Consider the following 25,483-nt stretch of genomic DNA (forward strand, 5'->3'; position numbering starts at 1 on the left):
ATCATTTGATCCTGCCCTCCCCCGCCGCCGGGTTGTCCTCGGCGGGTTCCGCCGCATCGGGACCGTGGACCCGGTCGAGCAATTCTTTCATAGCGCCCGCTTCGGCGCGCGCCTTGTCGAGATTGAGCGCCAGCATACGGGTCGACCCGGCCATTCGCTCGTGCGTCCGGTCGAGGCGCTCGAGCGCCGCCCGGACCCCGCTCACAACAACCGACAGCCGCCGGGTGTTCCCTGCCAGGCCGGCCTCGCGGTAGATCGCGGCCACCGAGGCCAAGAAGGCGTAGAGGTGGCCGGGGGAGCTGGGAATCACCCGTCGCGCCAGGGCGTAGGGCAGCAGGCCGCCCCCCTCGTCGGAGATCAGCCGGGCGTAGACCGCCTCCGAAGGAACGTACATGACCGCAAAATCGGTCGTCTGCTCGTCCGGCCGAATGTACTTGGCGGCGATGGCGTCAATCTGCACTTTGACGGCGCGCTGGAATTCGCGGGCCGCGGCCTCGCCCGCGCTCTCGGCGGAGAGACGGGCAAAGGCGTCCAGCGGGAATTTCGAATCCACGGGGAGGAACCGGTCGCCGAGGCGGATGACGGCGTCCACCCGGCTGCCGTCGCGAAACCCGTGCTGCATGGCATACAGGGCGGGGGGCAGAATCTGGCCGAGCAGGTTTTCCAGGAGGAGTTCGCCCAGGCCGCCGCGGAGCTTGGGCGGCTTGAGCAGATCGGAGAGCGCCTGGATATTGCGCCCGATGTCCTCGAGGTTCTGCGTTTGCCGCTGGAGTTCGCCGAGCCGGTGCTCGATCTCGGCCACCACCGTCAGCCGCCGATCCATGGCCGAGGTTCCTTCGGCGAGCCGCTCGTTGAGTCCGCGCGCCGCGGCGTCGAGACTGGAGCGCAGGGTCGCCAGTCCCTCGAGGTGGGCGCCGACCAGTTCGGCCCGCAGCCGGTCGACCGCCGCCTGCACCGTCTGTGTCTCGGCGGTCTGACGGCGCCGCAGCGATACGGCCAGCCCGACGACGGCGGCCGTCAGCATCGCCGTCAGCACCACCAGGAGGACGAGCGCGGGATCCATGCCGGGTCCGGTCAGTCGGCCAGGAGTTTGTGGTCCTTGGCGGTCGGCGCGAGGCCCTCGGACAGGTCGATCAGGAACCTGACCTGGACTTCCTGCGCCGTCCCACGGTAGGCCGCGGAGGGGGTGATGCCGTAGATGTATTTCCCGACCAGTTGATTGGTGGCGTAATCGTAGAGGCCGGCTTCGTTGGCGTCATAGCGGATTCCCCAGCGGTAGCCGGGAAAGGGCGTCCCGCCCTGGTACTGCTCCTCGAACAGCACCGACTTGACGTCTTTTAACCGCTTGTCGTAGCCGAAGAGGAGATTGCCCCTGGGGCCGTCGGGCCCGTTGGCCGGGAACGAGAGCGAAACCCAGCGCTGGTAGAGGCGCACTTTGACGCCGCCGTCATCGAACCCCCCCTGTTTCCTTTCGACCAGACCGGGGGCGAAGACGGCCCGCTCCGATTCCAGCCGGTCACAGTAGGCCGAGAACTCCATCATCAGGTTGTCCCAGGAACTGACGCCGACCGTCTCGTAGACGACCCGTTTTACCTCCGGCGCGAGCATGGCCGGCATCTCGGTCGACGACCCGGAGAGTTTCAGGTACAGGTCGAAGTAGCGGCTGTAGCCCATGCGGTCCAGCAGGAAGGCGGTGAACAGCCCGGCCACCGGGTAGGCCATGTCGGCCCCGGCCTGTTTCTCGAAACGGTCCATCGACACGAGCGAGTCCACCTGGACCAGCCCGTTCTTGTGCAGGAACGCCCCGAGGTAGACAAGCGACGTGGGGGCTTTCCCCCACCGGCCGCCGAGGTGCACGGCGATCCCCTCGCGCACGATCGGCTGTGTCATGAGCGGGAGCGAGCGGAGCTTGAGGTTGACCAGCAGGTGCACGACCTCATGGTTGTGCGGGAAGGTAGCGCTGATGATGTCGTTGGAGGCCAGGTCGTAGGTGCCTTTGGTCAGGTGCCCGGTGATGGTGAGGACGGTGGAGTCCGACGTGCAGTAGAAGAACTCGATTTTCTTCTCGGCGATCTCGCGCAGCACGGCCGCCCCAAGGCTGAGGGAATCGGCGGCCCGCTCGATGAACCGGTCGGCCTCGTCCAGCAGCACCGGGTGCAGGTAAGCCTCGGCGCCGGGCTGGGTGTGGATACGGAAGTACCTGGTCTCCCTTACCGGCCAGAGCGCCGCCACCCAGTCCTGCGGGTAGGTCAGCCAGAAATAGGTGCTGTCCCAGTAGGCATAGTAGGGGTGTTCCACCTCCTCGCCGTTGACAGTCTTCTTGAATTTCATCCGCACGTACCGGCCGCCGTCGAGCAGGTCCACCTGGGTCACGGCGGGGACGAGGTAGTCCCGCATAACCGGGAGATTGCGTACCACCGGCGAGCCGGCGTCGATTTTCAGGGGAATATCGGTGAAGGTGATATCGAACCGGCCGGACCGCTCGATGGCGGCCTGGGTCCAGAATCCCTCGGCCGAGGCCAGGTTTCCCGAGACGAGCAGGTCGAAATATTCCTCGAGCGTTTCAATCGCGGGCCGGGTCGAGAACGGTTCGGCGGCCGGCGACACCGCGGGCCGGAAGGCGACAAGCAGGGCGGCGAGAACAAACGAACGGCCTTTCATCGATTTTCTCCTGTTCTGGCGCTTGGTGGTACGGTCCCCAATATACATTCTTTGTACCGTCTATGTCCAGCCGGGGGTGCAAAAAAAGCCCCCCGCCGGTCCTTGCGGGGGCGGGGGGCGTAATTGCCGCGGCGGGGTCCGGGCTCAGAACGTGAACCCGACCGAGAACCGGTGGGTGTTGTCCAGCCGCCCGAAGTCCTGCCAGGCGTAGTCGATCACCAGCCGGGTCTCGCTGCCCATGGCCGTCTGGAGGCCGCCGCCGAAGGTCAGCCCCTCCTCCTCGTAGTTGATCTTGTACCCGCCGCGGAGGAAGTACTGATTGCGGAAGCCCCATTCGGCGCCGAGCGCGCCCTGCTGGATGTTGTCGTTCGGGTGCTTCAGTTCCGACGACAGGGTGAGCACCGAGTTCGGGCCCGTCTCGAGGTCGTAGGCCAGCCCGAACCGGAAGACCATGGGCAGATCGTACTGGGTCGTGATGTACGAGGCATCGGTTCCGTCGTCCTCGCGGAAGTCGATGTCGGAGCCCGTGAATTCCATCTCCGGGCCGAGGTTGCTGATGCTCATGCCGAGCCGCAGCGACTTGAACCCGGTGTACAGCTGGGTGCCCATGTCGAAGGCGAACCCGTTGGCGTTCTCGTGGTGGATGCGCTCGCCGACGTACTTGACCGTCGCGCCGAAGGAGAATCGGTTGGTCAGCATCCGCGCGTAGGACAGCCCGACCGCGTACGAGGAGGCGGAGTAGTAGTCGCCGGTCCCCTCGTACTCTTCGAGGGTCGTGATCTCCTGGTCGTCCATGGAGAGGACGGTGGCGCTCACGGCGAAGGTGCCGACGTCCTCGAAGTAGTGGGCGAGGGCGGCGTAGTTGAGATTGACGTCGAGCACCCAGTTCACGTTGGTGAAGCTGACGGCGCTGTTGTCGATCTCGGCGAGGCCGGCCGGGTTCCAGTAGGCGGCGTAGACGTCGCTGACGCAGGCCACCGAGGCGTCGCCCATGGCCTGGTACCGCGAGCCGACGCCGATTTTGAGAAACTGCGCGCCGGCCGATCCGACCTTGGAGAACTCGGCGAACGCGTTCCCCGCGATCAGCAGCAGGGCGATAATGCAAAGCGTTTTCTTCACCTCGTACCTCCTTTACTTGATCACCGCGAATCGGCCGAGGAACTCACCGTAGTCGGACTCGACGTGGTAGAGATAGATCCCCGAGGCCACCTGCTGGGCGTTGCCCGACAAAAGATTCCAGTACGCCTCACCAGTGCCGTCGGCGTGCTCGATCGTCTTCACCAGGTCGCCCGCCAGGGTGTAGATGCGGATCGTGCACTTATCGGGGATGTTCTTGAACTGCAGTTCGCCCACCGCAGTCGCGTAGTTGTTGCGCACGAAGAACGGGTTCGGCGCCACCTTGATGTTCTTCAGCGCCCCGGCGGCCGACGACGCGTTCACGTCGTCCACCTTGAAGGTGAAGCGGTCGTCCGGGCCGTTCATGGGCGCCCCGACCATGGTAAACACATCGCCTTCCGACGGGTTGTACCGGGTCTCGTCAAAACCGATCAGCCACGAGTAGGCGTACGGGAACGCCTGCGGGGTGACCGACGAGAGCGAGTCGTAGGGGTAGTCCACCACGGCCAGCAGATCGTACGGATCCCAGTCGCCGTCCGACTCGAAATCGTACACGGCGAGAGAGACGCGCTCGCTCCGGCTCGTGTTCCAGCACTCGAACGGCACCCAGTAGACGTTGTCCAGCCCGTAGAATCCGTCGAGCATCCAGGTCGCCCGGGTCGAATCGCCCGTGTAGCGGAGCTCGTAGGTGTTGCGGAAGGGCGCGTCGCTGAAGACGTCGTTCGTGTCGCCGGTCAGGGCCGGGATGGCCGGGCCGTAGAACGAACCGGCCACCAGGTTCAGGCCGTTGGCCCCGGCCGCGGTCTGCGCGGTGCTCCGCGGCGTCCGGGGACCGTTGGTCACCACCACGCGGAGGCCCTCGACGATTGGGAAGTGGCCCGGTTCGAGGTCGGTGGCGGTCTGGTAGCCGAGCACGGTGTCGCCGGTGGTTTCGTTGACCAGGTGCCAGTAGGTCTCGTCGACCGAGTCGACGAACACGACCGCGTACTGCTCGCCGGAGCGCGCATGGGCGTTGAACACGTCGGCGTAGACGGCCCCCTCCGAGGGCTGCTCCGCTCCGGAGTACGTATGCAGGAGGGTCGACTGGGCGGTGTAGTAGCCGGCGGGACTGGCCGTCGGCACCACCTTGATGACGTTGCTCACCTCGCCGGCGATGCCCCAGCCGTTCTGGAGGGGATCGACCCCGAGGACCGAGTCGCCGCGGTCGAAGGCCACCAGGCAGTACCAGTACTCGACGCCGTTGACGAGCCCGGTGTCGACAAAGGAGCGCGTGATGGGATCGCCCGGGGCGTTGACGACATACTGGGCTACGGGGTAGTAATCCTTGCTCAGGCAGTTGCTGAACAGTTGGCGTTCGTCCTCGATCTGGACGCCCCAGGTCTGGCCGCGGTCGTCGCTCCGGTACAGCTTGTAGCCGACGAAATCGGCGATCCCGCTCATCGGGTCGAGGCCGACTTCCGAGGTGTCGGACCAGGAGAGGTAGGCCTTGCGGCTGCCCGCTTTGCCGGTCAGCTCGGGCGTGGCCGGCGGCTCGGGGCCGACGAAATTGTTGTCGTACAGCTGCTGGGCCAGTTCGGCGTTGTTGCGGAAATCCGCCTCATCCTGGCCGGCGACGAGCGCGAACACTACCCGCACCGTCTTGCCGGCGGTCAGGTCGATACCGCGGGTGCACTGGACGTAGAACTGGTCGGTCGGCGGCAGCGAGGCATCGAACTGGGCGGAGTTGATCATGGCGTAGCGGCCGGCATCGTTGTCGGGCAGGTACGCCCAGTCGTCGGTGCGGAACGCCGTCATGCCGATGTTGTCCGGCGTCTCGAGCAGTTTCGTCCCCATGATGCCGGTGCGGACCAGGGGCCCCCAGCCGGGGTCGACGCCGACGACATCGTAAATCCAGGCCAGATTCTCGGACTGGTCGAAGGCCACGACATCCTGGAGGCGGCCGTTCTCGCCGGTGCCGTCGGGACCGCCGACGTCGATGTCAATGTAGAGGCCGAACGCGAAGTCGTGGTAATCGGTCGTCGAGGCGTTCGTGATGTCGTAGGAGACGAACAGGAAGTCCTCGTTGTAGCAGTAGTTCCACTGGTAGATCGTCTGCGTCACCTCCAGCCCCATGAGGGATGAGCCGCCGGCGTTGTCGGTGAACCGCAGGTGGGAATCCTGCATGGAGGTCGGGCCGCCGGGCCGGAAGCTGGCGGAGAGGCTGTTGTAGACCTCGTTGTAGTCCCACTGGTCGGCCTCCGAATCCCAGACCCGCCAGCCGCGGGCGGGATTCCCCTCGCCCGCCCCGACCGTGTCGGTCGGATCATAGAGATAGTAGCGGGCGGTGTCCGTGGACAGGAGGATCTTGTAGGGGTTGTCGGCGAAATCAGGGTTGGGGAGGGCCTGGAAATCATCCTCGGTATTGGCCACCAGGGTATCGCCGGTCGGGGTGATGCCGCCCATCCAGAGCATCAATTCGCCGAGGTAATTGCGGCCGGAGTTCCGGGGCCACTCACCCGAGGGCAGGCCGTAGTACCAGTAGCCGCCGATGTAGCCCCAGTTGTCGACGGTGGTGGCGATGTTTCCGACGTTGTGTGTGATCTGATCCCAGGTCGCCGGGTGGGGCGACAGTTGCTGGATCTGTACCGGCGCGCCCGGACGCGGCTGCGGGGGCGCCATCGCTCCCGCCGCAGCCGCCAGCAGGCACAGCGCCGAAACCGAGATCAGACAACCCGCCGTGACGGTATGGTAGAAGGTCTTCATCGTTATCTGCTCCGGTTTAGAAATTCAGCTGCAGCCCCGTTCTGATCGTCCGGGGCGGCGCGTAGTTTTGCGGGTCGTTGTCATAGAGCCGGTCATAGTGGTCGAGCGCCTGTTGGCTGACCGACAGACTGCCCATGTAATCGACCCCGTCGTTGTCCGGGAGGCCGGTGCTGGTGTAGAGGTTCACCACGTTGCGCCGGTCAAACAGGTTGTCCACTTCGACAAACAGGCTCAGCCGCGATCCGGCGCGGAGCGGGAAGTCCTTGTTGAAGCGGAGGTCGACCTTGTAGTTGGCGGGGAGGCGCCAGGCGTTGCGCTCGCCCACCCGGTTGCCGCTCTGGTCGGTCTTGGTGTACGGCAGGCCGGAGCCATAGTACCCGACCAGGGTCAGCCCCCAGTCGCCCGGCAGCTTCTGACCCAGCAGCCGGCCGTCCCAGTCGGACGGCACCCGGTAGCTCAGGACGCCGGTGACCGTGTGGCGCTGGTCGAAGTCGAGGGGGTACTCGGTGAACGGCTGCACGGTGTCGGTGGTCGAGGTGATGTACGTGTAGTAGGGTTCGAGCGCGTACGAGCCATTGCCGGTCGCGATCATGTACCCGTAGGAGACCGACCCGGTGAAGCAGCCGCCGTTGGGCAGCACTTCCAGGGCGAGGTCGATCCCCTTGACCGAGCCGTAGTCGCCGTTGGTGATGCGGGTCACTTCCCGCCCGGCGATCAGGCCGTCCTGCCGCGCCGTCACCAGATCCTCGATGTCCTTGTAGTAGGCGGTGACATTCAGGTGCCAGCGGTTGTCGAGGAGGTGGTCGAGGCCGAGCTCATACGAGGTGGTCCGCTCGGGTTCGAGGTCGGGATTCCCCAGCAGCGGCAGACCGGTGGTGATGTCGCCCTGGTAGTTCATGTAGAGGTACTGGAAGCGGGGCTCCTGGTAGTACACGCCGTAGTTGAAGTGCATCTTGCTGTTCTCCGCGATGGGGAACGAGACCCCGAGGCGGGGGGACAGCCCGTGCTTGGTCTCGGCCTTCTTCCACACCGGCGTCGCCGCGTACGGATCGGCGTTGTAGCTGATGTCGGCGTTGTGGAAATCGTAGCGCAGGCCGAGGTTGACGATGAAGTAGTCGTACTCCATCTTATCCTGCACGAAGAACGACGCGTAGGTCGGCTTGCTCTGGTACTTCTCGCCATAGGGCCGGTCGTTGAAGAACTGCTTGAAGTCCCAGTTGATGTCGTACTGCCGGAACTCGGCGCCCGTCTTCAACTGGTTCCACTTGTTCACCTGGTGCATGAAACGCAGCGAGAAGGCGTCGTACCACGTCTCGCGCAGCCGGTAGGTCGGGTAGTAGTCGTCGCCGACGGTGAAACCGACCACCTGCATGGGATCGGAGTAGTCGGGTTCGTTCAGGTAGTTCTCGTCGTCGATGGTGCCGTTGTACACGCCGGCGGAGTCGACCGCGTAGCCCGGCCATTCGTCCCAGTAGGTATCGAAGAGGTGATCCGGGGCCGATTTCGTCCGGGTGTGGAAACGGTTGACCGCGCCGGTGAGGACCGCCCGCTCGTTGAACGCGTAGTCGGTGCTGAACCCCACCAGGTAGGCCTCCTTCTCGAACACGGGGAGACCATCGAGATTGAAATCATACGACCGGTTGTTGACGTCGCGGTGGTCGTACACCGAACCGTCGGCCGAGTAGTATGTGACGTTGGTTTTGAACTTCCACCCGCTGGCGGGATACATGGTGAGCTTCCCGGTCCCGGTCCACGAGGTGACCTCGTTGTGCGGCAGGGAGGTCGGGTCGGTCAGGTACTGGCCGGCGCTGAAGAAGGTATAGCGCCGGGGGTCGAGCCCCGGGAGCGGCCCGGAGAGGTCGAAGGCCAGGGAGCGGTTGCCGATCCGTTCGAGGCCGCCCCAGTCCCCCTTGTCCACGTCGTAGGGGTGGGTGAATCCTTCGTACATCTTAAGGCGGCCGTGGTACTGCGCGGTGCCGTCGCGGGAGACCGCGCTCACGACGCCGGAGAGGGCCTCGCCGTACTCGGCCGTGTAGCCGCCCGAGGTCAGCGACAGCTCTTCCAGGGCCGAGGGGATGATCTCGATTCCCTGGGTCGCGGTGAACGGATCCTGAATGTTGAATCCGTCATAGAAGTACGTCACCTGGCCGGCGCGGCCGCCGCGGACGTGGAGCGCCTGCTCCCGGTCTTCGACCACGCCCGGGTAATTCCGCAGCACCGACTGGACGCTCACGATGTTGGGGAGTTCCTCCAGCCGGTCGGCCGTGAAGATGATGCGGGTGGCGGTCAGGTCCTGCTGGACGATGGGGTTGGCGGCCGAGACCACCACCTGCCGGCCGAGTTCGACGGGCGCGGGCACCATGCGGAAGTCCAGCGGGGTGGTCAGGTCGATGAGCACCCGCACGCCCGTTTTGGTCACCGGTTCGTACCCCATGTAGGACACGGAGACGTCGTGGGAGCCGCCCGGGAGGTTGATAATGAAGTACTCGCCGTCCACGTCGGTCAGGGCGCCCATGTCGGTGCCGACGACGCGGATGATGGCGCCGACGATCGGCTCGCCCGTCGCGCTGTCGAGCACCACCCCCGACACCTTGCCGGTGACCCCGGCCTCGGCGGCGGAGGGCAGTGCGAGAACGGCGAGGCAGCCGACCACGCAGAAGATCATGTGCAGCCGATTACGCAAGGCAAATCCTCCTCGCATATGTTTCCACAATCGAAAGTTGTTTGCTTCCTCGATTTATGTCGATGGTCCGCGCCGGGCGCGGAACGCAGCTTGCCGGTCTTTTCGAGAGTATCGGCGGCCCCTGTAAATCCTTGACACCCGGTCGGGGATCATCGAGTCCTTTTTTTGCCGGCGCTTTCCGCCGTCCGGATCAAGTTTCCGGGGGGCCGCGCCGATATCTGAGACGTGTCATGACGGCGTCACGCCCGGATTCGACGGGAAGCAACGGTGACGGCTACAACGTCGAGGAAACAGAGAGGATAAGCGTGCTCACCCGATGAACAGCGTGATGAAATGGGCGTTCGCGGCAGCCCTCGCCATGAGCTGCCTCGCCTCAGGAGCAACGCCGGGGAGATCCGAAACTGTCGCCGTGCTGATGAGCGACACGCTCACGTCGACCACGAGGACTCTGCAGGGGGCCAAGAAGACGATTGAAGCGGCCAATCCGGGGATTGAGCTGCGCACGTTCATGATCGGCCAGTCGCCGGCCGGCGACCAGGCGGTCGCCGATTCGGTCCGGAGCTGCAATCCCCGGCTGGTGCTGACCATCGGGAGCACGGCCACAGGGATCGCCCAGCACCACCTGCCGCAGGTCCCGATTGTCTTTGCCGGCGTCATGTACCCGGTCCTCTCCGGGTTTGTGCAGACGATTCAGGAACCCGGCGGGCACATCACCGGGGCGTCGCTGGATATTCCCAACGAAGTTCAGTTCCGCTACTTCAAGAAGATCATCCCGGGGATCGAACGCATCGGCGTCCTCTACACGGCGAACACGGCCAGCCTGATTGCCCCGGCCCGGGCGGTGGCCCGGGGCATGGGTCTGGAATTGCACGCGATCGAGATCCGCGACAGCCGCGAGATCCCGCAGGCGCTCGATTCGCTGGCGTTGACGGTGCAGGGGGTGTGGTCGGTCGCCGACCCGGTGTTGTTCGACCCGCAGGCGACCCGGTACATTCTGCTCAACACGCTGCGCAAGAATCTGCCGTTCATGGGTTTTTCCCGCTACGTCGTGGAGTCGGGCGCTCTCTTCGCGCTCGATTTCGACTACAAGGCGGTGGGGATCCAGGCCGGGCAGATCGCCAACCGCGTGCTCGCCGGCGAGGCTCCCGCCTCCGTCAGCGTCTCGGCCGCCGACGTCATCTGGTTCCACTACAACGAGAAGACCGCCCAGCACATTCACGTGACCATCCCCGACGAACTGGTAGCCGTGGCCAAGGAGGTTTACCGATGAGCTTCCTTGAGCGCATCATGAGCTTCCGCCTGCGCACCAAGTTCGTCGTGCCGATTTCGCTCTTGCTGATCGCCAGCATTCTCACCGTGAGCGGCTACCTCATCAAGCGGCAGGCGGACGGCTTCCGGCGCGAACTCCGCACGAGCGGCGAGACGATGGTCCGGATCCTGGCCATGAACGCCGAGAGCGGCGTCCTCTTCGAGTCGCGCTACGAGCTCCAGGAGCTGCTCCAGATTCTCAACCAGTTCGACGCCGTCACCTACGCCGCCATCTACGCGGAGGCCGGCAAGCCGCTCGCCTCCTACGGCATGTGGAGCGAGAGCGACATCGTGGTCAAGCGCGCGCTCGACCGCGGCGCCCGCGCCGACACCATCGGCGGCGGTTTCTACGTGAAGAATGCCGACGGCCACGAGTTTCTCGAACTGAACTACCCCGTGTACTCCCGGAAAGAAATCCTCTCCCGGGAGACGCTCGGCATGACGAGCGGGATCGACCAGTCGCTCGGCCAGCGCTACGTGACCGAACAGATCGGGTCGATCCGGCTGATCCTCTCGCTGGCCAAGGTCAACCTGTCGATCGCCGAGGCCCAGAAAACCGCCATTCTGCTCACCGTGGTGATCCTCATCCTCACCATCCTCGTCCTGACTTTCTTCGTGCGCGTCGTCACCAAGCCTGTGCAGATGCTCGTCGCCGTCACCGACCAGGTGAGCCGGGGCGATCTCAGCCGCCTGGTGGAGATCAACCAGTTGGACGAGATCGGCCACCTCGCCAACACGTTCAACAAGATGATCGCGAGCCTGCGCCAGAGCCGCGAGGAGATCGAGGAGTACAACCGCAATCTCGAGGAGAAGATCATCGAGCGGACGATCGCCCTCGAGGAGGCCCAGGCCCAGCTCATCCAGTCGGAGAAAATGAGCGCCATCGGCCAGCTCGCGGCCGGCGTGGCCCACGAATTGAACAACCCGCTGGGGGGCATCCTCGGGTACGCCCAGTTCACGCTCGAGAAGATGAAGAAGAATGCCGCGGCCGCGGGCCTGACCAAGGAAGCCGAGAGCTACATCCGCTATCTCACCGATATCGAGACCCAGGCCCGCCGGTGCAAGAACATCGTCCAGAACCTCCTCCGTTTCTCCCGGTCCTCCCACACCACGGAGTTCGAGGACGTGGACGTGAACCAGGTGATCGAAGATACGCGCACCTTTGTCGAGCACCAGCTCCTCATGAATCAGATCTCGCTGACGGTCGACCTGGCCGAAGATCTGCCGTTGATCCAGGCCAACGCCAGCCAGTTGCAGCAGGTCTTCACGAACCTGATCATCAACGCCATGCACGCCTCCCGGTCCGATTCGCAGATCCGGATCGAGTCCCGTTACAGCCCGGCCGTCGGGGAGTTCGGCGGCGCCGTCGAGCTCCGCTTCATCGACCAGGGCCACGGCATCCCCCCCGAAATCATCAACAAGATCTTCGAGCCGTTCTTCACCACCAAGGAAGTGGGCAAGGGGACCGGCCTCGGCCTCTCCGTGAGCTACGGGATCGTCAAGGAGCATGGGGGGGAAATCAAGGTCGACTCGGCGGTCGGAAAAGGCTCCACTTTCACTCTGATATTCCCCGTTCAGAAACACCCGGTCGACGCCGATAATTCTCTAAAGAGCGGGATAGGAGTGTAAGTACTTCCGAACTTGCGGGATGTTTCAATGGATGAATCGGTCAGACGTTCCGTCCTCGTCGTGGACGACGAGGAAATCATTCGCAGTTTTCTGTTTGAAGTGCTCAGCGAGGAGTACGACGTCAGCCTGGCCTGCGACGGCGACGAGGCAATCGAGCAGATCCGGAAGAGGCGCTACGACGTCATCATTACGGATCTCAAGATGCCCCGGGTGTCGGGCGAGGAGGTCGTCAAGTTCGCCTGCGACAGGGATCCGCAGTCGAAAGTCATTGTGATTTCGGGCTTTTCAAGCCTATACACGGTCAGTCAATCCATAAACAACGGCGCCTGCGCATTCCTCTCGAAGCCTTTTTCCATCAAGGAACTGATGCGGACGGTCACGAATGCCCTGTGCGCCTAGGGACACGGCAATGGCACGAATACTGATCATCGACGATTCCGAGGTTATTCGCAACCTGCTGGAAGAGTATTTGACCGACGCCGGGTACGAGGTCGAGACGGCCTGCGACGGCCGGGAGGGGATCGACCGGGCTCTGGGGGGGGATTTCGACGTGGCTTTCTGCGACATCCACATGCCGCACAAGAACGGGTACCAGGTGTTCCGGGAGGTGAGGCGGCGCAAGCCCGGGATGGCGTTCATCATGACCGACTCTCTGCCCGATCAACTGGCCGAAATGGCCCAGAACGAAGGCGCCCACTGCTGCCTGACCAAACCGTTTGATCTGAACCAGGTCCGCCGCGTCCTGGAGACGCTGCTGGCCAAAGCGCGCACGGTATGAGCGGCACGGAAACTCGCAGTATAAATGTCCTCGTGGTCGACGACGAGACCATCGTCCTGTCCCTCGTGCGCGATGCGCTCGAGGACGAGGGGTATGAGATTACGACCGCGGTCGGGGGGGACGAGGCCCTGCAGGCGCTCGACTCCCGGCCCGTCGACCTTCTCATCACCGATATCCGCATGCCGCACATGGACGGTACCGAGCTGGTGCGCCGCGCCCGCGAGCGCAACCCCCACATCGGCGTCATCTACATGACGGGCTACGCCAATCTGAATTCGGCCAAAGACGCGATCAAACAGGGCGCCTTCGACTATATCCTGAAACCGTTCGAGCTGACCGAAATCCGCCAGGCGGTGCACAAGGCCGCGGGGAAACTCCGCGAGCGGGCCGGGCAGGACTCGGGCGAACAGCTCGAACGCCTCTCCGACCTCAACCAGATGCTCGTCACGGTCGGCGACCGCAAGTCGCTGGCGAGCGTCTCCCTTCGTTTCGCCATGATGCATTTCGACGCCACCCAGGGGGCCCTCCTCCACTGGGACCGGGAGCGGACCGCGGTGGAGACGATCACGATTCACGGCGACCAGCTTCAGGAGACGGCGCTGGACAGCCCGGCGGTGCGGGAGTTCATCCGCGCCATCGACCCGGCCTCGTTCCGGGAGCCGGTCATTGTCACGTCGCCGGAGCGGCACCCGCTGGCCGGCCCGGCGGCGGCCCCGGAGATCCGCGCGGCCCTGTTCCCCTCCTGGCTCACCGAAGGGAGCGCCATGGTCGTCATGCCGATCAACCGCGCGAACATTCTGTATGGCATCATCATGATCAGGTGCTCCCCCGACGCCACTGCGCTCACCGGGACCGACACCCGGCTTTTGAACATCGCCGCCGGCCAACTGGCCGTTTCGCTGGAGAATCTGTTTCTGCTCGAGGAGACGCAGACCGCCTACGCGCGGCTCAAGGAGATGCAGGACGAGACCATCCAGCTGGAGAAACTGGCCACCCGCGGGGAGATGTCGGCGGAGATCGGCCATGAGCTGAACAACTTCCTCGGGGTCGTCGCCGGCAACATTTCGCTGCTGGACCACCAGCTGAAGAAGTCGGGCGCGGCCACGGCCGAAAAGTACATGAGCGCCATCCAGACCAACATCGAGAAGATGAAGCAGTTCACGAGCAACCTCATGGACCTCACCCCGATCGCCTCGAAAAAGGAAACGGTCTACTTCGACCAGGTCCTGGCCGAAGTCATCGACTACCTCACGCCGCAGAAGCGTTTCCGGGGAGTGTCCATCGACCACACCGTCGACCACGAGTCAATTCCGTTCGAGGCCGACAGCATCCACATCCAGCAGTTGCTCTACAACCTGTTCAACAATGCGGCCGACGCCACCCGCGGGTGCGCGCGCCGGGAGATTGTGTCGCGCGTCGAGTACCGGCCCGGCGAACCGCACTTCCGCTTCGTCATCCGCGACACGGGCGTCGGCATCGAACCGGAACTTCTCGCCAAGGCGTTCGAGCAGAAGTTCACGACCAAGCCCGACGGGCACGGATTCGGCCTGCTCGTCTGCAAGCGGATCATCGACGCCCACAGCGGCCGCCTCCACGTCGACTCCACACCCGGCGAGGGGACCGCGATCAGCATTGAATTCCCGGTGGCCGGTGCCGCGGACAGCGTCGACGCGACGGCCGGGCAGTTCGCCATCACCGACAAGATCCCCGTCGGCTGACCCGCCTCTCCCTCACAACGCCGCGGAACGAAAGCGGCCGCGCCCCCGGGGACCGCATGCCAGCCGGAGGAGGCCAGCCACGGAGGCCCGGCGCCCCTGCGCCGCCGCATCTCGGGAGCTCTCAGGGGACAATCCGGTAGGGGACGCACCAGCCGGTCCAGGTCAGTTGCGAGTCGGGCGGCTGGGTTCCCGGAATGGGGACGTATTCGAAATCCTGCATGAACAGGAACTCCCACAAACGCCCGGCCGTCCCCGGCATCTGGAGGGTGTCCACGAAGCGCCCGGGACCGGCCGGCTGCATCACGCGCACTTGCTCGCCCGCGGCCGTCGCGGCCGAGAGAAGCCGGTAGCGCGTCCTCAGCGACACATCCCGGCAGTCGGCGACAAGGCGCTCGCCCGGCCCGACGGCGCCCAAGCGATCGAGCCGGCGGAACACCTGGCGGCTCGTCTGCGCCGCGGTGACCGTGGAGCAGGGAAGCGCCGGATTGCTCGTCGAGAGACACTCGCGCACGTACAGATACGGGATCTGGTCGTAGCCCGCCAGGTCGCCGGCGAACTCCGCCCCCGACTCCGTCCGCACCGCCATACTCCCCGTCGGCGCCGCGCCCCCGTTGTAGGCCCACAGTTTCCATCCGACATACGGCTGGTCATCGCCGCCCAGTTTCAGGAAGTAGCCGTAGCGCGTGATCGCCCAAACGTGCGACGCCGTGGCCGTCTCCTCGTCCTCGGTGCGCGACAGCCGGACGTAGAAGTAGTCGTCGACGGTGGCCTCCGAGGCCCAGAGGCGCCCGAAGGGATTGCCGTAGTCATGGTAGCTGCGGTAGTACTCCACCGAGCCGTCCGGCCAGGTGCGTTTCTTCACGGTGTCGATTTCGGTGTCAAGCGTGATGATCCGCCGGGTTGAATCGACGACGATGCGGTACCGGGCGGGATCGTTCGGAATCCGGTATTCCTCGGTGGGGAACAGACCGGTGGTGCGGAAGAGGTCGACGGCATCCTCCGAGGTGGCGAGGTACCGGAGCAGTATGTCGCGGTCGACGACGACGGGAACGTCCTTCTCTCCACAGCCCGCGAGCGCGGCGGCCAGCATGACGGCGCCGGCGGCGGCGCGGATGAACAGAGGCAGTGGTCGCGGCATCGGCTATTTTCCCTTTTTCGGTTTCGGGTTTTTCCGCCCGTCTCCGCGCAGCGCATTGATTTCGTCGCGGATCATGATGGCCGTCTCGAAGTCGAGGTTCTCGGCCGCCTTGCGCATGGCCGCGAGCATGAACGCGAGCTGGTCCTCGCGGGACATGCGGGTGAAACTGCTCGGTTTCTCGAAGCGCGGCGCCTCCTCGGGCGTCTTGCTGTCGGCGAACTGGGTGGAGCGGAGGATCTCCTCGCGCGTCTTGAAAATCGTTTCCGGGTCGATGCCGTGCTCGCGGTTGTAGGCGGCCTGCTTCTCGCGGCGGCGGCGGGTCTCCTCGATCGCCTTGCGCATCGATTCGGTGACTTTGTCGGCGTACAGGATCACCTCCCCGCCCTTGTTGCGGGCGGCCCGTCCGGCCGTCTGGATGAGCGACCGCTCCGAGCGGAGGAATCCCTCCTTGTCGGCGTCGAGAATGGCCACCAGTGACACCTCGGGGAGGTCGAGTCCCTCCCGCAAGAGGTTCACTCCGACAAGGACGTCGAACTCCGCCAGGCGGAGGTCGCGGATAATGCCCGTGCGGTCGATCGCGTCGATCTCGCTGTGCAGGTAGCGCACCCGCAGGCCGAGCTTCTCCATGTAGCCGGTGAGGTCCTCGGCCATGCGTTTGGTGAGCGTCGTCACCAGCACGCGCTCGCCGCGCTCCGCCCGCCGCCTGGCCTCGGCCAGCAGGTCGTCGACCTGCGTCCCGAGCGGGCGGACGGTGATGACGGGGTCGAGCAGACCGGTCGGCCGGATGACCTGCTCGACCACGATCCCCTCCGCCTTGGTCAGTTCGTAGTCGGCCGGGGTCGCGGACACGTACACCCGCTTCAGCACCACCCGCTCGAACTCCTCGAATACGAGCGGCCGGTTATCCAGCGCCGAGGGCAGGCGGAAACCGTGCTCGACGAGAACCTCCTTGCGGCTGCGGTCGCCGGCGAACATCCCCCGCACCTGGGGGATGGTCTGGTGCGACTCGTCGATAATGGTCAGGAAGTCGTCGGGGAAGAAATCCAGCAGGGTGAAGGGGCGCTCGCCCGGCCGGCGCCCCGACAGGTGCCGGGAGTAGTTCTCGACCCCGGAGCAGTACCCGACCTCTTCGAGCATCTCGAGATCGTACTTGGTGCGCATCTCCAGCCGCTGGGCCTCCAAGAGCAGGTTGCGGGAGCGGAAGAACTCCAGCCGCTCGGCCAGTTCTTCGCGGATGCCGCGGATCGCTTCCTGCATCCGCTCGGGCGAGGTGATGAAGTGTTTGGCCGGGTAGATGGCGATCCGGTCGCGCTCGCGCAGCACCTCCCCCGTCAGCGGATCGATCTCCGTGATCCGCTCGACTTCGTCGCCGAAAAACTCGATCCGCATGGCGTGGTCGTGGTAGGCCGGGATGAGTTCGACGGTGTCGCCGCGGACGCGGAAATTTCCCCGCGAGAAGTCGATGTCGTTCCGGTTGTAGTGGATGTCGATGAGCTTGCGGATGACCTGGTCGCGGTTGTACTCCCCCCCGCGCACGAGCGGGATGTACTGGTTCTTGTATTCGACCGGCGACCCGAGGCCGTAAATGCAGGAGACCGAAGCCACGATGATGACGTCCTGGCGCTCGAGCAGCGAGGCGGTCGCGCGCAGCCGCAGCCGGTCGATATCCTCGTTGATCGAGGTGTCCTTCTCAATGTACGTGTCCGTGGTCGGCAGGTACGCCTCCGGCTGGTAGTAGTCGTAGTAGCTGATGAAGAACTCGACGGCGTTGTCGGGGAAGAAAGCCGTGAGCTCGCCGTAGAGCTGGGCGGCGAGCGTCTTGTTATGCGACAGCACGAGCGCGGGACGCCCGTACTGGGCGATCACGTTGGCGATGGTGAACGTCTTTCCGGAACCGGTGACGCCGAGCAGCACCTGGTGCATGCGGCCTTCCCGGAGCCCCGCGAGCAGTTGGGCGATCGCCTGGGGCTGGTCGCCGCGGGGCGAGAACTGGCTGCGGAGCCGGAACGGGGTGTGGCCGGCGGCGGTCGGGGCGGTTGGTTTGGCCATGTGGTTCATCGTCCTCCACTGACGCAGGTGCGCCGCAATATATGCAATACAACCGAGGGGGCAATGGCGATTGTTCGCGGCCGGCCCTGGTGCCGGTCGTCCACAATTGGAACCCGTTGGGCGACCGCGGGTTTAAAAGGTGATTTGGACGTCTTCGACGCAAGTTTGGCCTTGACTTGGCGTGCAAAAGGTATACTTTATGCGGTTTAACCTGATTTGGGATAACAGCTTTCCACGTTTGGAGGAATGTTCATGTACGCTGTCTTCGAAGTCGCCGGTTTTCAGTATAGCGCTCAGGAAGGGGATGTCCTCCGGGTACCCCACCAGAAAGCCGACCCCGGCACGTCGCTGGCCATCGACCGCATCCTCTTAGTCCGCGGCGACGGGGCCACGGCGATCGGTACGCCGACGGTCGCCGATGCGCGCATCGATGCGGAAGTTGTGGGTGAAGGCCTGGCCGACAAGGTGCTCATCTACAAATATAAGCGCCGGACCAAGTACCGCCGCACCCAGGGGCATCGCCAGCGTTTCACCGAGATTCGCATCAACAAAATCCACGCCCCCGGCGCCTGAGCGCAGTTGAGTCGGACGAACGGACCCCGAGCAGGGATTGCTCGCGCCTGTCTCTTGGCGGCGCTGGTGCTGAGCCTGTCGGCTCACGCCCAGAATACCGCGGAGCAGTTTCGGGTGGTCGATATCCAGGTTGAGGGCAACCGGGTGGCGACCCGGTCGCTCATCCTGGGCGTCGCCTCTCTTGAGGTTGGCGCGGTTCTTTCGGTCACCGACGTCTCCGAGTCGATCCGCCGCCTCTACGCCCTCGGCATCTTCCGCGATGTCCGCATCGAGGCCGAGGAGGTGACCGGCGGCATCCGGATTTTCATCATTGTCGAAGAACTCCCCAAGCTGGCCGGGTTGGCATTCGAGGGGAACAAGAAGCTCAAGGACGACAAACTCCGCAAGGAGATCGGCCTGGGCGTGGGCGGCTACATTTCCCCCTACCTGATCGAGAAGAGCCGGGCGAAGATTTTCGACCTGTTCGCCGCCGAGGGATATTTCCGGGCCAAGATCGAGCCGGAGTTGATCTACGGCGCCGATTCCGTCGAGGCGGTCCTGCAGTTCAACATTCGCGAGCGCGACAAGGTCAAAGTCGAGCAGGTCGTGGTCACGGGCAGCCGGCGGGTGGAGGCCGGCGACCTGGTCGGCAGGATGCGCAACCGCAAGCGCGGTCTCCTGCGCACCTCCGACTTCGCCCAGGACAAGTACGACGAGGACCTGCAGAAAGTCATCGACGAATACCACAAGCGCGGTTTCATCGACGCCTACCTCATCAACGATTCGCTGGCGATCGACACGGCCCGCAACCGGATGACCATCTACCTCGACGTCTACGAAGGCCCCCGTTACTATTTCGGCGAGACGTCGTTCAAGGGAAACGAGAGGCTCTCGGCGGACCATCTCGCGAAGCTGCTGAAGCACAAAGCGGGGCAGGTGTTCGACTCCGAGAAGTACGACGCCTCGCTCGGGGAGGTGGCCTCCGGCTACTACGATATCGGCCACCTCCACGTGGAGATTTTCGACGAGCGGTCGACCCGGTCCGACTCGCTCATCGATATCACCTACGACATCACCGAGGGGCTCCCCTCCAACATCAACCTCGTGAAGATCGTCGGGAACTACAAAACCAAGGACCGGGTGATCCGGCGGGAGCTGTCGACGCTGCCGGGCCAGGTGTTTGACCGGACGGCGCTGATCCGGTCGATCCGCGACGTCATGGCGCTGAACTTTTTTGACAAAGTCGAGCCGCGCCCGGTGAACCTCCCCAGCGGCGACGTCGACCTGGTGTACGAAGTGGCCGAAAAGCAGACCGGGCAGGTGTCGGCCGGCGCCGGGTACAACAGCCAGGACAAGGTGGTCGGCACGTTCGGCATGGGCATCCCGAATTTCCGGGGGCTCGGCCAGAACCTGTCTTTCAACGTCAGTCTCGGCAAATCGTACAACTCCTTCTCGGTCTCGTTCACCGAGCCGTGGATGTTCGGCTATCCGACCTCGTTCGGAGCCAGCGCCTTCTCTCTCAACCGCCGCTGGTACGGCGACTACACCGAGGGGCGGGCGGGCGGCTCGCTCCGCCTGGGGCGACGGCTGCGCTGGCCGGACAACTATTTCCGCGTCTACGCCTCCTATGCCCTGGAGCGGACGCGCTACTACGATTTCGACGCGACCTTTGCAGCCTCCAATTCCTACCAATCGCGGTACTACTACAACAACCCGGAGACCATCTCGCCGGCGGATTCCCTCATGGCCGCCCGGACCTATGGGCCGTACCCGGGTTCCATTCTCGAGTACGAAGACTGGCAGACGGCATCGCGGGTGTCGCTGACGCTTCTGCGCGACTCGCGCAACCTTCCGGAATTCGCCACCAAGGGTTCCATCCTCTCGTACACGCTCGAGTTGACCGGGGGGCTCCTCGGCGGCTACTGGGAGTACACGAAGCACGACTTCGAGGCGGCCAAGTTCATCCCGCTCATGTGGGGCTGGGCGCTCGCCGCCAAGGCGCAGTACGGGGTTGTGACGGCCCCGGCTGGCGACGCCCGCATCATGATCTCCGACCGCTTCACGCCCGGCGGCACCGCCTACGACGGCATCGTCCGCGGCTACGACGACGGCAGCCTGACGCCCGACTCGGCCATCACCACCGACACGATCTTCTACTACAGCAATGAAAACGCGGTCATCGGGGTCGATCCGCCCGACGGCAGGTATTTTCCGCTGGACACCACCCGGGTCCGCGGCAAGTACATGTTCGTGGCCAACGTCGAAGTGCAGATACCCATCGCCGCCCGGCAGCTCTACGGCCTGCTGTTTTTCGACGCCGGCAACTCCTGGCTCTACCGCCGCGACATCGATCTGCTCAATGACCTGTATAAGAGCGTGGGATTCGGCTTCCGCATCATCGTCCCGGGCATCGGCACGTTAGGGTTTGACTTCGGGTACCCGCTTGACGATGTTGAAGGCGAACCGAGAAGCTGGAAGCCCCATTTCCAGATCGGAACAACATTCAGATAAGAATACGAGCAAGTGAGGATTCGCATGCGAGTAACAAAAGCTGCATCAGTTCTGTCCGCCGTCCTGGCGCTCACAGTCATCCTGTCCGGGGCGGCCGCCGCCCAGACCCTGAAGATCGGTTTCGTGCGCGACGACCGCATCTACGCCGAATACACCGAGTGGCAGCGCGCCCAGGAAACCTGGGAGACCGACCGGAAAGCGTGGGACGACGAAGCCAGCGCCAAAGAGCAGGAACTTCAGGAGCTCACCGCCGACTACGAGAAACAGCGCCTGATCCTCTCCGACGAGAAGAAGCGGGAGCGCGAGGCGGCTATTCGGGCCAAGCGCGAGGGTCTCGACGCCTACACCAAGCAGATCTATGGTCCGGGCGGCACCGCGGAACAGCGGGAGGCCCAGCTGATCGAGCCGCTGTTGACCAAGATCCGCCAGGCCATGGAGGCGGTGGCCACCGAGAACAGCTACGACGTCATATTCACCCTCCAGGGGATCGGCTACATCAAGGAGGAGTACGACGTCACGGACAAGGTGCTGGCGGCCCTGAACGAAATGGAGTAAAGCTCCGCGCCGCCGCCGATCCCCGGTCGGAGGCGGGCGGCCGCGGGGCGCGAGGACTCATGGCCTTCACCGTTGCATATCTGGCCGAGCGCGTCGGAGGGACCGTTGCCGGCGACGGCAGCGTGGAGATCGGGGCAGCCGCGCCGATCGAGACGGCCGGTCCCGGCGACATCAGCTTCATCGCCAACCCGCGCTACGCGCGCTTTCTCGCCACGACCCGCGCCGGCGCCGTCGTCGTGAGCCCGCAGACCGAGTGCCCCCGGCTCCCCCTCATCCGCCACGCGCAGCCCTACCTTGCCTTTGCCTGCATACTCGACCTGCTCTACCCCGATGAACGCCTGGTCGCTCCCGGCATCGACCCGCGCGCGGTGGTGGCCGCGGGCGCGGTCGTGGACCCGACGGCCGGGGTCGGCGCGCTCTGCCACATTCGCGAGGGGGTGCGCATCGGCGCCGGGACCGAACTCGTGTCCTCGGTTTTTGTCGGGCGCGACGTCGTGGTCGGGGACAACTGCCGCATCTACCCGGGGGTTTGCCTCATGGACGGCACGCGCCTCGGCAACAACGTCATCATCCATTCTTCGACGGTGATCGGGTCCGACGGTTTCGGGTTTGCGCCGTCACCGACCGGATTGAAGAAGATCAAACAGGTGGGGTGGGTGGAGATCGATGACGATGTGGAGATCGGATCGAACTGCTCGGTTGACCGCGGGGCGCTCGGACCCACCCGGATCGGCCGGGGGACCAAGATCGACAACCTCGTGCAGATCGCCCACAACGTCGAGATCGGTCGGCACGCGATCATCGTGTCCCAGGTGGGCATCTCGGGCTCCACACGGGTCGGCAACGGCGTGGTGCTGGCCGGCCAGGTCGGCCTGGTGGGGCACATTGAAGTCGGCGACGGCGTTCAGGTGGGGGCCCAGTCCGGGGTCGCCCGCTCGGTTCCCGCGGGCAAGAAAGTCTTCGGTTCGCCGGCCCGCGATCTGGCGGAGACGGGCCGCATCGAAGCGGCCCTCGTGCGGCTGCCGGAACTGCTCAAACGGGTCAGGCGGCTCGAAGACAAGCTCGGCGGCGAGTAGGTCTCACGTCTTCAGGCGCTCCTCAATCTCCGCGATCTTCTCCCAGTTCGCCTGCATCTGCTCAATAATGCGGACCAGTTGCCGGTGTCCATCCACAACGGTAATCTCCCGCATCGCCTCGAGGAGTTCCCACTGCTGGCGGTTGATCACTTTCCACTGGGCGATTTGGTGGCTCAGATTCGAGGTGGCGAGGTTCAGTTCATACACCAGTTCCTGCACGTGTGGCGCCGGCTTGCGCCCCTGGATTCTGGAGGCCAGGTCGCCGTTGGCCAGCGCCTGCAGGCGGTCGCGTATGACGGTGGCCGGCTGGCGCAACTGGGCCGCCGGCACCATCAGCAGGACGCACAGTGCCGTGATCGCCGCGACCGCCGCCGCGATCATGTACGGGACCAGCGTGAGAGCCGCCAACTCCACGCCGCTGCCGATCTGCTCAAGCGTAGAGCGGGAGAGGGTCCAGTTGAAGGCGATGATGATCAGCGCCGAGAGGGTGACGGCGGACCCAATGAGGAGCATCGCCCGGGTGGCCACCTGCTGGCCCTCCGGGGTATCGGTACGGGGGATGAAGCGCGAGGCATACGACATAGTCTGTCCCTCCTATGATCGTTCCGAGGTAACCTTGTAGTCGGCTCATCGACGGTGGGGCAGGCTGGGCTTAGCCCAATCTCGGCGCATTCTCCGGAACTCGCCTGAACAGTAAAAGGCCCTGTCATCCAATGGATTACAGGGCCCCGTGAAACCGTTGGTCAGGGTTTAATCAGAACGGAAGGTCGTCCTCGGCGGGTGCGGCTCCCTCGGGGGCCGCGGCGTCTTCCGCGGCCGGGGCACGCTCGCCGCCCCCCTGGCCGCCACCCTCCCGGCCGCTGCCGATAAACTGGAAGTTCTGTACGACGATTTCCGAGATGTGCCGCTTGTTGCCGTCCTTGTCATCGTAGGACCGGTTGACAATCCGCCCTTCGATATAGACCTCGCGCCCCTTGGCGAGGTACTCGTTCATAATCTCGGCGGGGCGTCCCCAGGCCACGATGTTGTGCCAGGTGGTCTGCTCCTGTTTCTGGCCCTCCTGGTTGGTCCACCGCTCGGTGGTGGCCAGGGTGAAAGTCGTGACCGGCCGACCGCTGGCCGTGTACTTGAGCTCCGGGTCTTTGCCCAGGCGGCCGATGAGGATTGCTTTGTTGACTCCCATAATCATTTACCTCTAGAGGTTAGGCGCACTCGTTCTCCACCTGCTGCGGCGGCCGCTCCGGAACCACGGCCTGTGCACGAGCTGGGGCGCGCCGCGGTCGAGAGGTCCGCGGGCTCACGCCGGAGCATCTCCGCACGGAACGAACGGGACCTGCCGTGCGTTCATGGGTACAATATTTAGCTTGTCTGCACAAGCGCAATCACATATTTAGTGGCGATTTCGAAAGAATCTATTGTGTGCTCAGCCATGGAAGCTCGCCCGGAAATCGACCTCGACCGCGCCGTGACCACGATCACGCGGTTTCTCACCGGCAAGCTGCTGCAGTCGGGCCTTGACGGCTATGTCGTCGGCGTATCCGGGGGGCTGGACTCCGCCGTGGCGGCTGCTCTGGCGGTTGCGGCGGTCGGTCCCGACAAAGTACTCGGTCTGCTTTTGCCCTACCGAACTTCATCGGCGGAGTCGCTGCACGACGCCCGTCTGATGGTGGAACGGCTCGGCATTCCGCACCGGGTCATCGACATCTCGCCGATGATCGACGCTTACTACCCACGGATCACCGATGAGCTCAAGCGCCGTGCCGGCAACAAGATGGCGCGGGAGCGCATGGCTATCCTGTTCGACGTCGCGCTGGAGACCTCGCGGCTGGTTCTCGGGACCGGCAACCGCAGCGAAATTGCGCTGGGCTACACGACCTGGCACGGCGATTCCGCCTGCAGCGTCAATCCGATCGGCGAGCTGTACAAGACCGAGGTGCGCCTCCTCGCCCGCAAGCTGGCGGTCCCGGAACCGATCATCGCCAAGCCGCCCACCGCGGATTTGTGGAAAGATCAGACCGATGAGGGGGAGATCGGCGTCACCTACCCGCAGATCGACCGCCTGCTGGCCCGGATTGTCGACCAGGGCGTTCGTTCCATGAGTCAACTGGCGGCGGAGGGTTTCCCGCCCACCGAAATATCGCGGGTCGTGTCGCTGCTCAACCGCAACGCCTTCAAGCGCGCCTTGCCGGAGGTCGCCCCCCTGCAGCGAAAGCCGATCCCGGCGAACGTGCAACTCTCGGAATAAGGGGGTCGTTATGCCCGAGTCGCCCGGCCTGCTCTATCTGGTTCCGACGCCGATCGGCAACATGGCCGATCTGACCCGTCGGGCGGAAGAAATGCTGGCCGCCGCCGACCTGGTCGCCTGCGAGGACACCCGGCACAGCGGCCGGCTCCTCAAGGCCCTTGGTCTGAATAAGCGGTTGATCAGCTACCATGATTTCAATGAGCGGACGCGCGCCGAGCAGCTCATCGACCTCATCCGGCAGGGACAGACGGTGGCGGTCATCACCGATGCCGGCTCGCCCGGCATTTCGGATCCGGCCTACCGCATCGTGCGCACCGCCATCGACAACGGCATTACGATCATCCCCTTGCCCGGTCCGACCTCGATCATCCCGGCCCTGACGGCATCGGGGCTGCCGACCGACCGGTTCTTTTTCGAGGGGTTTCTGCCGCACAAGTCGGGAGCGCGCCGCACGCGGCTGGCCCGGCTGACCGAGTTTGACCACACCCTCGTCTTCTTCGAATCGCCCCATCGCGTGGTGCGGTCGCTGGAGGACATCCGGGAGGTGCTCGGCGATCGTCCGGCCTGCCTTGCCCGGGAGCTGTCCAAGCTGCACGAGGAGTTCCTGCGCGGTTCGGTCTCGGAGATCCTGGCCGCACTCGGCGGGCGCACGGTCCGCGGCGAGATCGTTCTCATCGTCGGCGGCGCCGATTCGCTTCGGCAGCCTCGGGAGGAGGGCTGAG

Annotated in this window: 20 protein-coding genes; 11 read left to right on the forward strand and 9 right to left on the reverse strand. The window is 64.6% G+C overall.

The genetic code is table 11. The features are described from left to right. Position 1: 1 nt before the first annotated feature. The 5 genes from rmuC to KA261_11610 all read right to left on the reverse strand — a co-directional run bounded on the left by rmuC (position 2) and on the right by KA261_11610 (position 9,202). Entirely contained in the window at positions 2–1,063 is a 1,062-nt protein-coding gene (gene rmuC, locus KA261_11590; protein ID MBP7698440.1) for a DNA recombination protein RmuC, read from the reverse strand. Between the two features lie 11 nt (positions 1,064–1,074). Beyond that, positions 1,075–2,661 carry a hypothetical protein gene (locus KA261_11595; protein MBP7698441.1) on the reverse strand — a complete coding sequence of 529 codons (1,587 nt, stop codon included), beginning with the start codon at positions 2,659–2,661 and terminating at the stop codon, positions 1,075–1,077. 144 nt (positions 2,662–2,805) lie between these two features. Next, a complete protein-coding gene (locus tag KA261_11600; protein ID MBP7698442.1) occupies positions 2,806–3,780 on the reverse strand; it encodes a PorV/PorQ family protein in 975 nt (324 codons plus the stop codon). Positions 3,781–3,792: 12 nt separating this feature from the next. After that, positions 3,793–6,519 carry a T9SS type A sorting domain-containing protein gene (locus KA261_11605; protein ID MBP7698443.1) on the reverse strand — a complete coding sequence of 909 codons (2,727 nt, stop codon included), beginning with the start codon at positions 6,517–6,519 and terminating at the stop codon, positions 3,793–3,795. A 16-nt stretch (positions 6,520–6,535) separates the two neighbouring features. Beyond that, positions 6,536–9,202 (reverse strand): TonB-dependent receptor, encoded by a 2,667-nt coding sequence (locus tag KA261_11610; GenBank protein MBP7698444.1) that lies wholly within the window; start codon positions 9,200–9,202, stop codon positions 6,536–6,538. 328 nt (positions 9,203–9,530) lie between these two features. Here KA261_11610 and KA261_11615 point away from each other — a divergent pair, with 328 nt between their 5' ends. Genes KA261_11615 through KA261_11635 form a run of 5 tightly spaced genes read left to right on the forward strand, consistent with a single transcriptional unit; the run spans position 9,531 to position 14,635 of the window. Then, positions 9,531–10,472 carry an ABC transporter substrate-binding protein gene (locus KA261_11615; protein ID MBP7698445.1) on the forward strand — a complete coding sequence of 314 codons (942 nt, stop codon included), beginning with the start codon at positions 9,531–9,533 and terminating at the stop codon, positions 10,470–10,472. Beyond that, positions 10,469–12,139: a HAMP domain-containing protein gene (locus KA261_11620; protein MBP7698446.1), complete on the forward strand. Its 1,671-nt coding sequence runs from the start codon at positions 10,469–10,471 to the stop codon at positions 12,137–12,139. The genes KA261_11615 and KA261_11620 overlap by 4 nt, the downstream gene beginning before the upstream one ends. A gap of 27 nt (positions 12,140–12,166) precedes the next feature. Further along, on the forward strand, positions 12,167–12,538 hold the full coding sequence (locus KA261_11625) for a response regulator (protein MBP7698447.1): 372 nt from the start codon (positions 12,167–12,169) through the stop codon (positions 12,536–12,538). 10 nt (positions 12,539–12,548) lie between these two features. Further along, positions 12,549–12,917, forward strand: coding sequence for a response regulator (locus tag KA261_11630; protein MBP7698448.1), 369 nt, complete (start codon positions 12,549–12,551; stop codon positions 12,915–12,917). Further along, positions 12,914–14,635, forward strand: a complete 1,722-nt coding sequence (locus KA261_11635) for a response regulator (protein ID MBP7698449.1) — start codon at positions 12,914–12,916, stop codon at positions 14,633–14,635. The genes KA261_11630 and KA261_11635 overlap by 4 nt, the downstream gene beginning before the upstream one ends. 121 nt (positions 14,636–14,756) lie before the next feature. On the opposite strand, the gene KA261_11640 is transcribed toward KA261_11635, so the two are convergent. Both KA261_11640 and uvrB read right to left on the reverse strand, forming a co-directional pair. Beyond that, the gene (locus tag KA261_11640; protein MBP7698450.1) at positions 14,757–15,773 is read right to left on the reverse strand and encodes a hypothetical protein; all 1,017 of its coding nucleotides are present in this window, start codon (positions 15,771–15,773) and stop codon (positions 14,757–14,759) included. Positions 15,774–15,776: 3 nt separating this feature from the next. Continuing rightward, positions 15,777–17,822: an excinuclease ABC subunit UvrB gene (gene uvrB / locus KA261_11645; protein ID MBP7698451.1), complete on the reverse strand. Its 2,046-nt coding sequence runs from the start codon at positions 17,820–17,822 to the stop codon at positions 15,777–15,779. A 252-nt stretch (positions 17,823–18,074) separates the two neighbouring features. Here uvrB and rplU point away from each other — a divergent pair, with 252 nt between their 5' ends. From rplU to lpxD, 4 genes are all read left to right on the forward strand, one after another. Further along, positions 18,075–18,395 carry a 50S ribosomal protein L21 gene (gene rplU / locus KA261_11650; GenBank protein ID MBP7698452.1) on the forward strand — a complete coding sequence of 107 codons (321 nt, stop codon included), beginning with the start codon at positions 18,075–18,077 and terminating at the stop codon, positions 18,393–18,395. Between the two features lie 66 nt (positions 18,396–18,461). Beyond that, positions 18,462–20,885: an outer membrane protein assembly factor BamA gene (bamA, locus tag KA261_11655; GenBank protein MBP7698453.1), complete on the forward strand. Its 2,424-nt coding sequence runs from the start codon at positions 18,462–18,464 to the stop codon at positions 20,883–20,885. Positions 20,886–20,909: 24 nt separating this feature from the next. Beyond that, complete coding sequence (locus tag KA261_11660; protein ID MBP7698454.1) at positions 20,910–21,440, forward strand: OmpH family outer membrane protein; 531 nt, start codon at positions 20,910–20,912, stop codon at positions 21,438–21,440. A gap of 59 nt (positions 21,441–21,499) precedes the next feature. Continuing rightward, entirely contained in the window at positions 21,500–22,516 is a 1,017-nt protein-coding gene (gene lpxD, locus KA261_11665) for a UDP-3-O-(3-hydroxymyristoyl)glucosamine N-acyltransferase (GenBank protein ID MBP7698455.1), read from the forward strand. Between the two features lie 3 nt (positions 22,517–22,519). Here lpxD and KA261_11670 read toward each other — a convergent pair whose 3' ends face one another. Continuing rightward, the gene (locus KA261_11670) at positions 22,520–23,098 is read right to left on the reverse strand and encodes a hypothetical protein (protein MBP7698456.1); all 579 of its coding nucleotides are present in this window, start codon (positions 23,096–23,098) and stop codon (positions 22,520–22,522) included. A gap of 172 nt (positions 23,099–23,270) precedes the next feature. Then, positions 23,271–23,699, reverse strand: coding sequence for a single-stranded DNA-binding protein (gene ssb / locus KA261_11675; GenBank protein MBP7698457.1), 429 nt, complete (start codon positions 23,697–23,699; stop codon positions 23,271–23,273). A gap of 246 nt (positions 23,700–23,945) precedes the next feature. On the opposite strand from ssb, the gene KA261_11680 reads away from it, so the two are divergent. Together KA261_11680 and rsmI are read left to right on the forward strand one after the other, a co-directional pair. Then, positions 23,946–24,761 (forward strand): NAD+ synthase, encoded by an 816-nt coding sequence (locus tag KA261_11680; protein ID MBP7698458.1) that lies wholly within the window; start codon positions 23,946–23,948, stop codon positions 24,759–24,761. Positions 24,762–24,771: 10 nt separating this feature from the next. Continuing rightward, complete coding sequence (gene rsmI / locus KA261_11685) at positions 24,772–25,482, forward strand: 16S rRNA (cytidine(1402)-2'-O)-methyltransferase (protein MBP7698459.1); 711 nt, start codon at positions 24,772–24,774, stop codon at positions 25,480–25,482. Position 25,483: the final 1 nt, after the last annotated feature.

The sequence above is a fragment of the Candidatus Zixiibacteriota bacterium genome (assembly GCA_017999435.1).
Taxonomy (GTDB): Bacteria; Zixibacteria; MSB-5A5; order GN15; family FEB-12; genus JAGNLV01.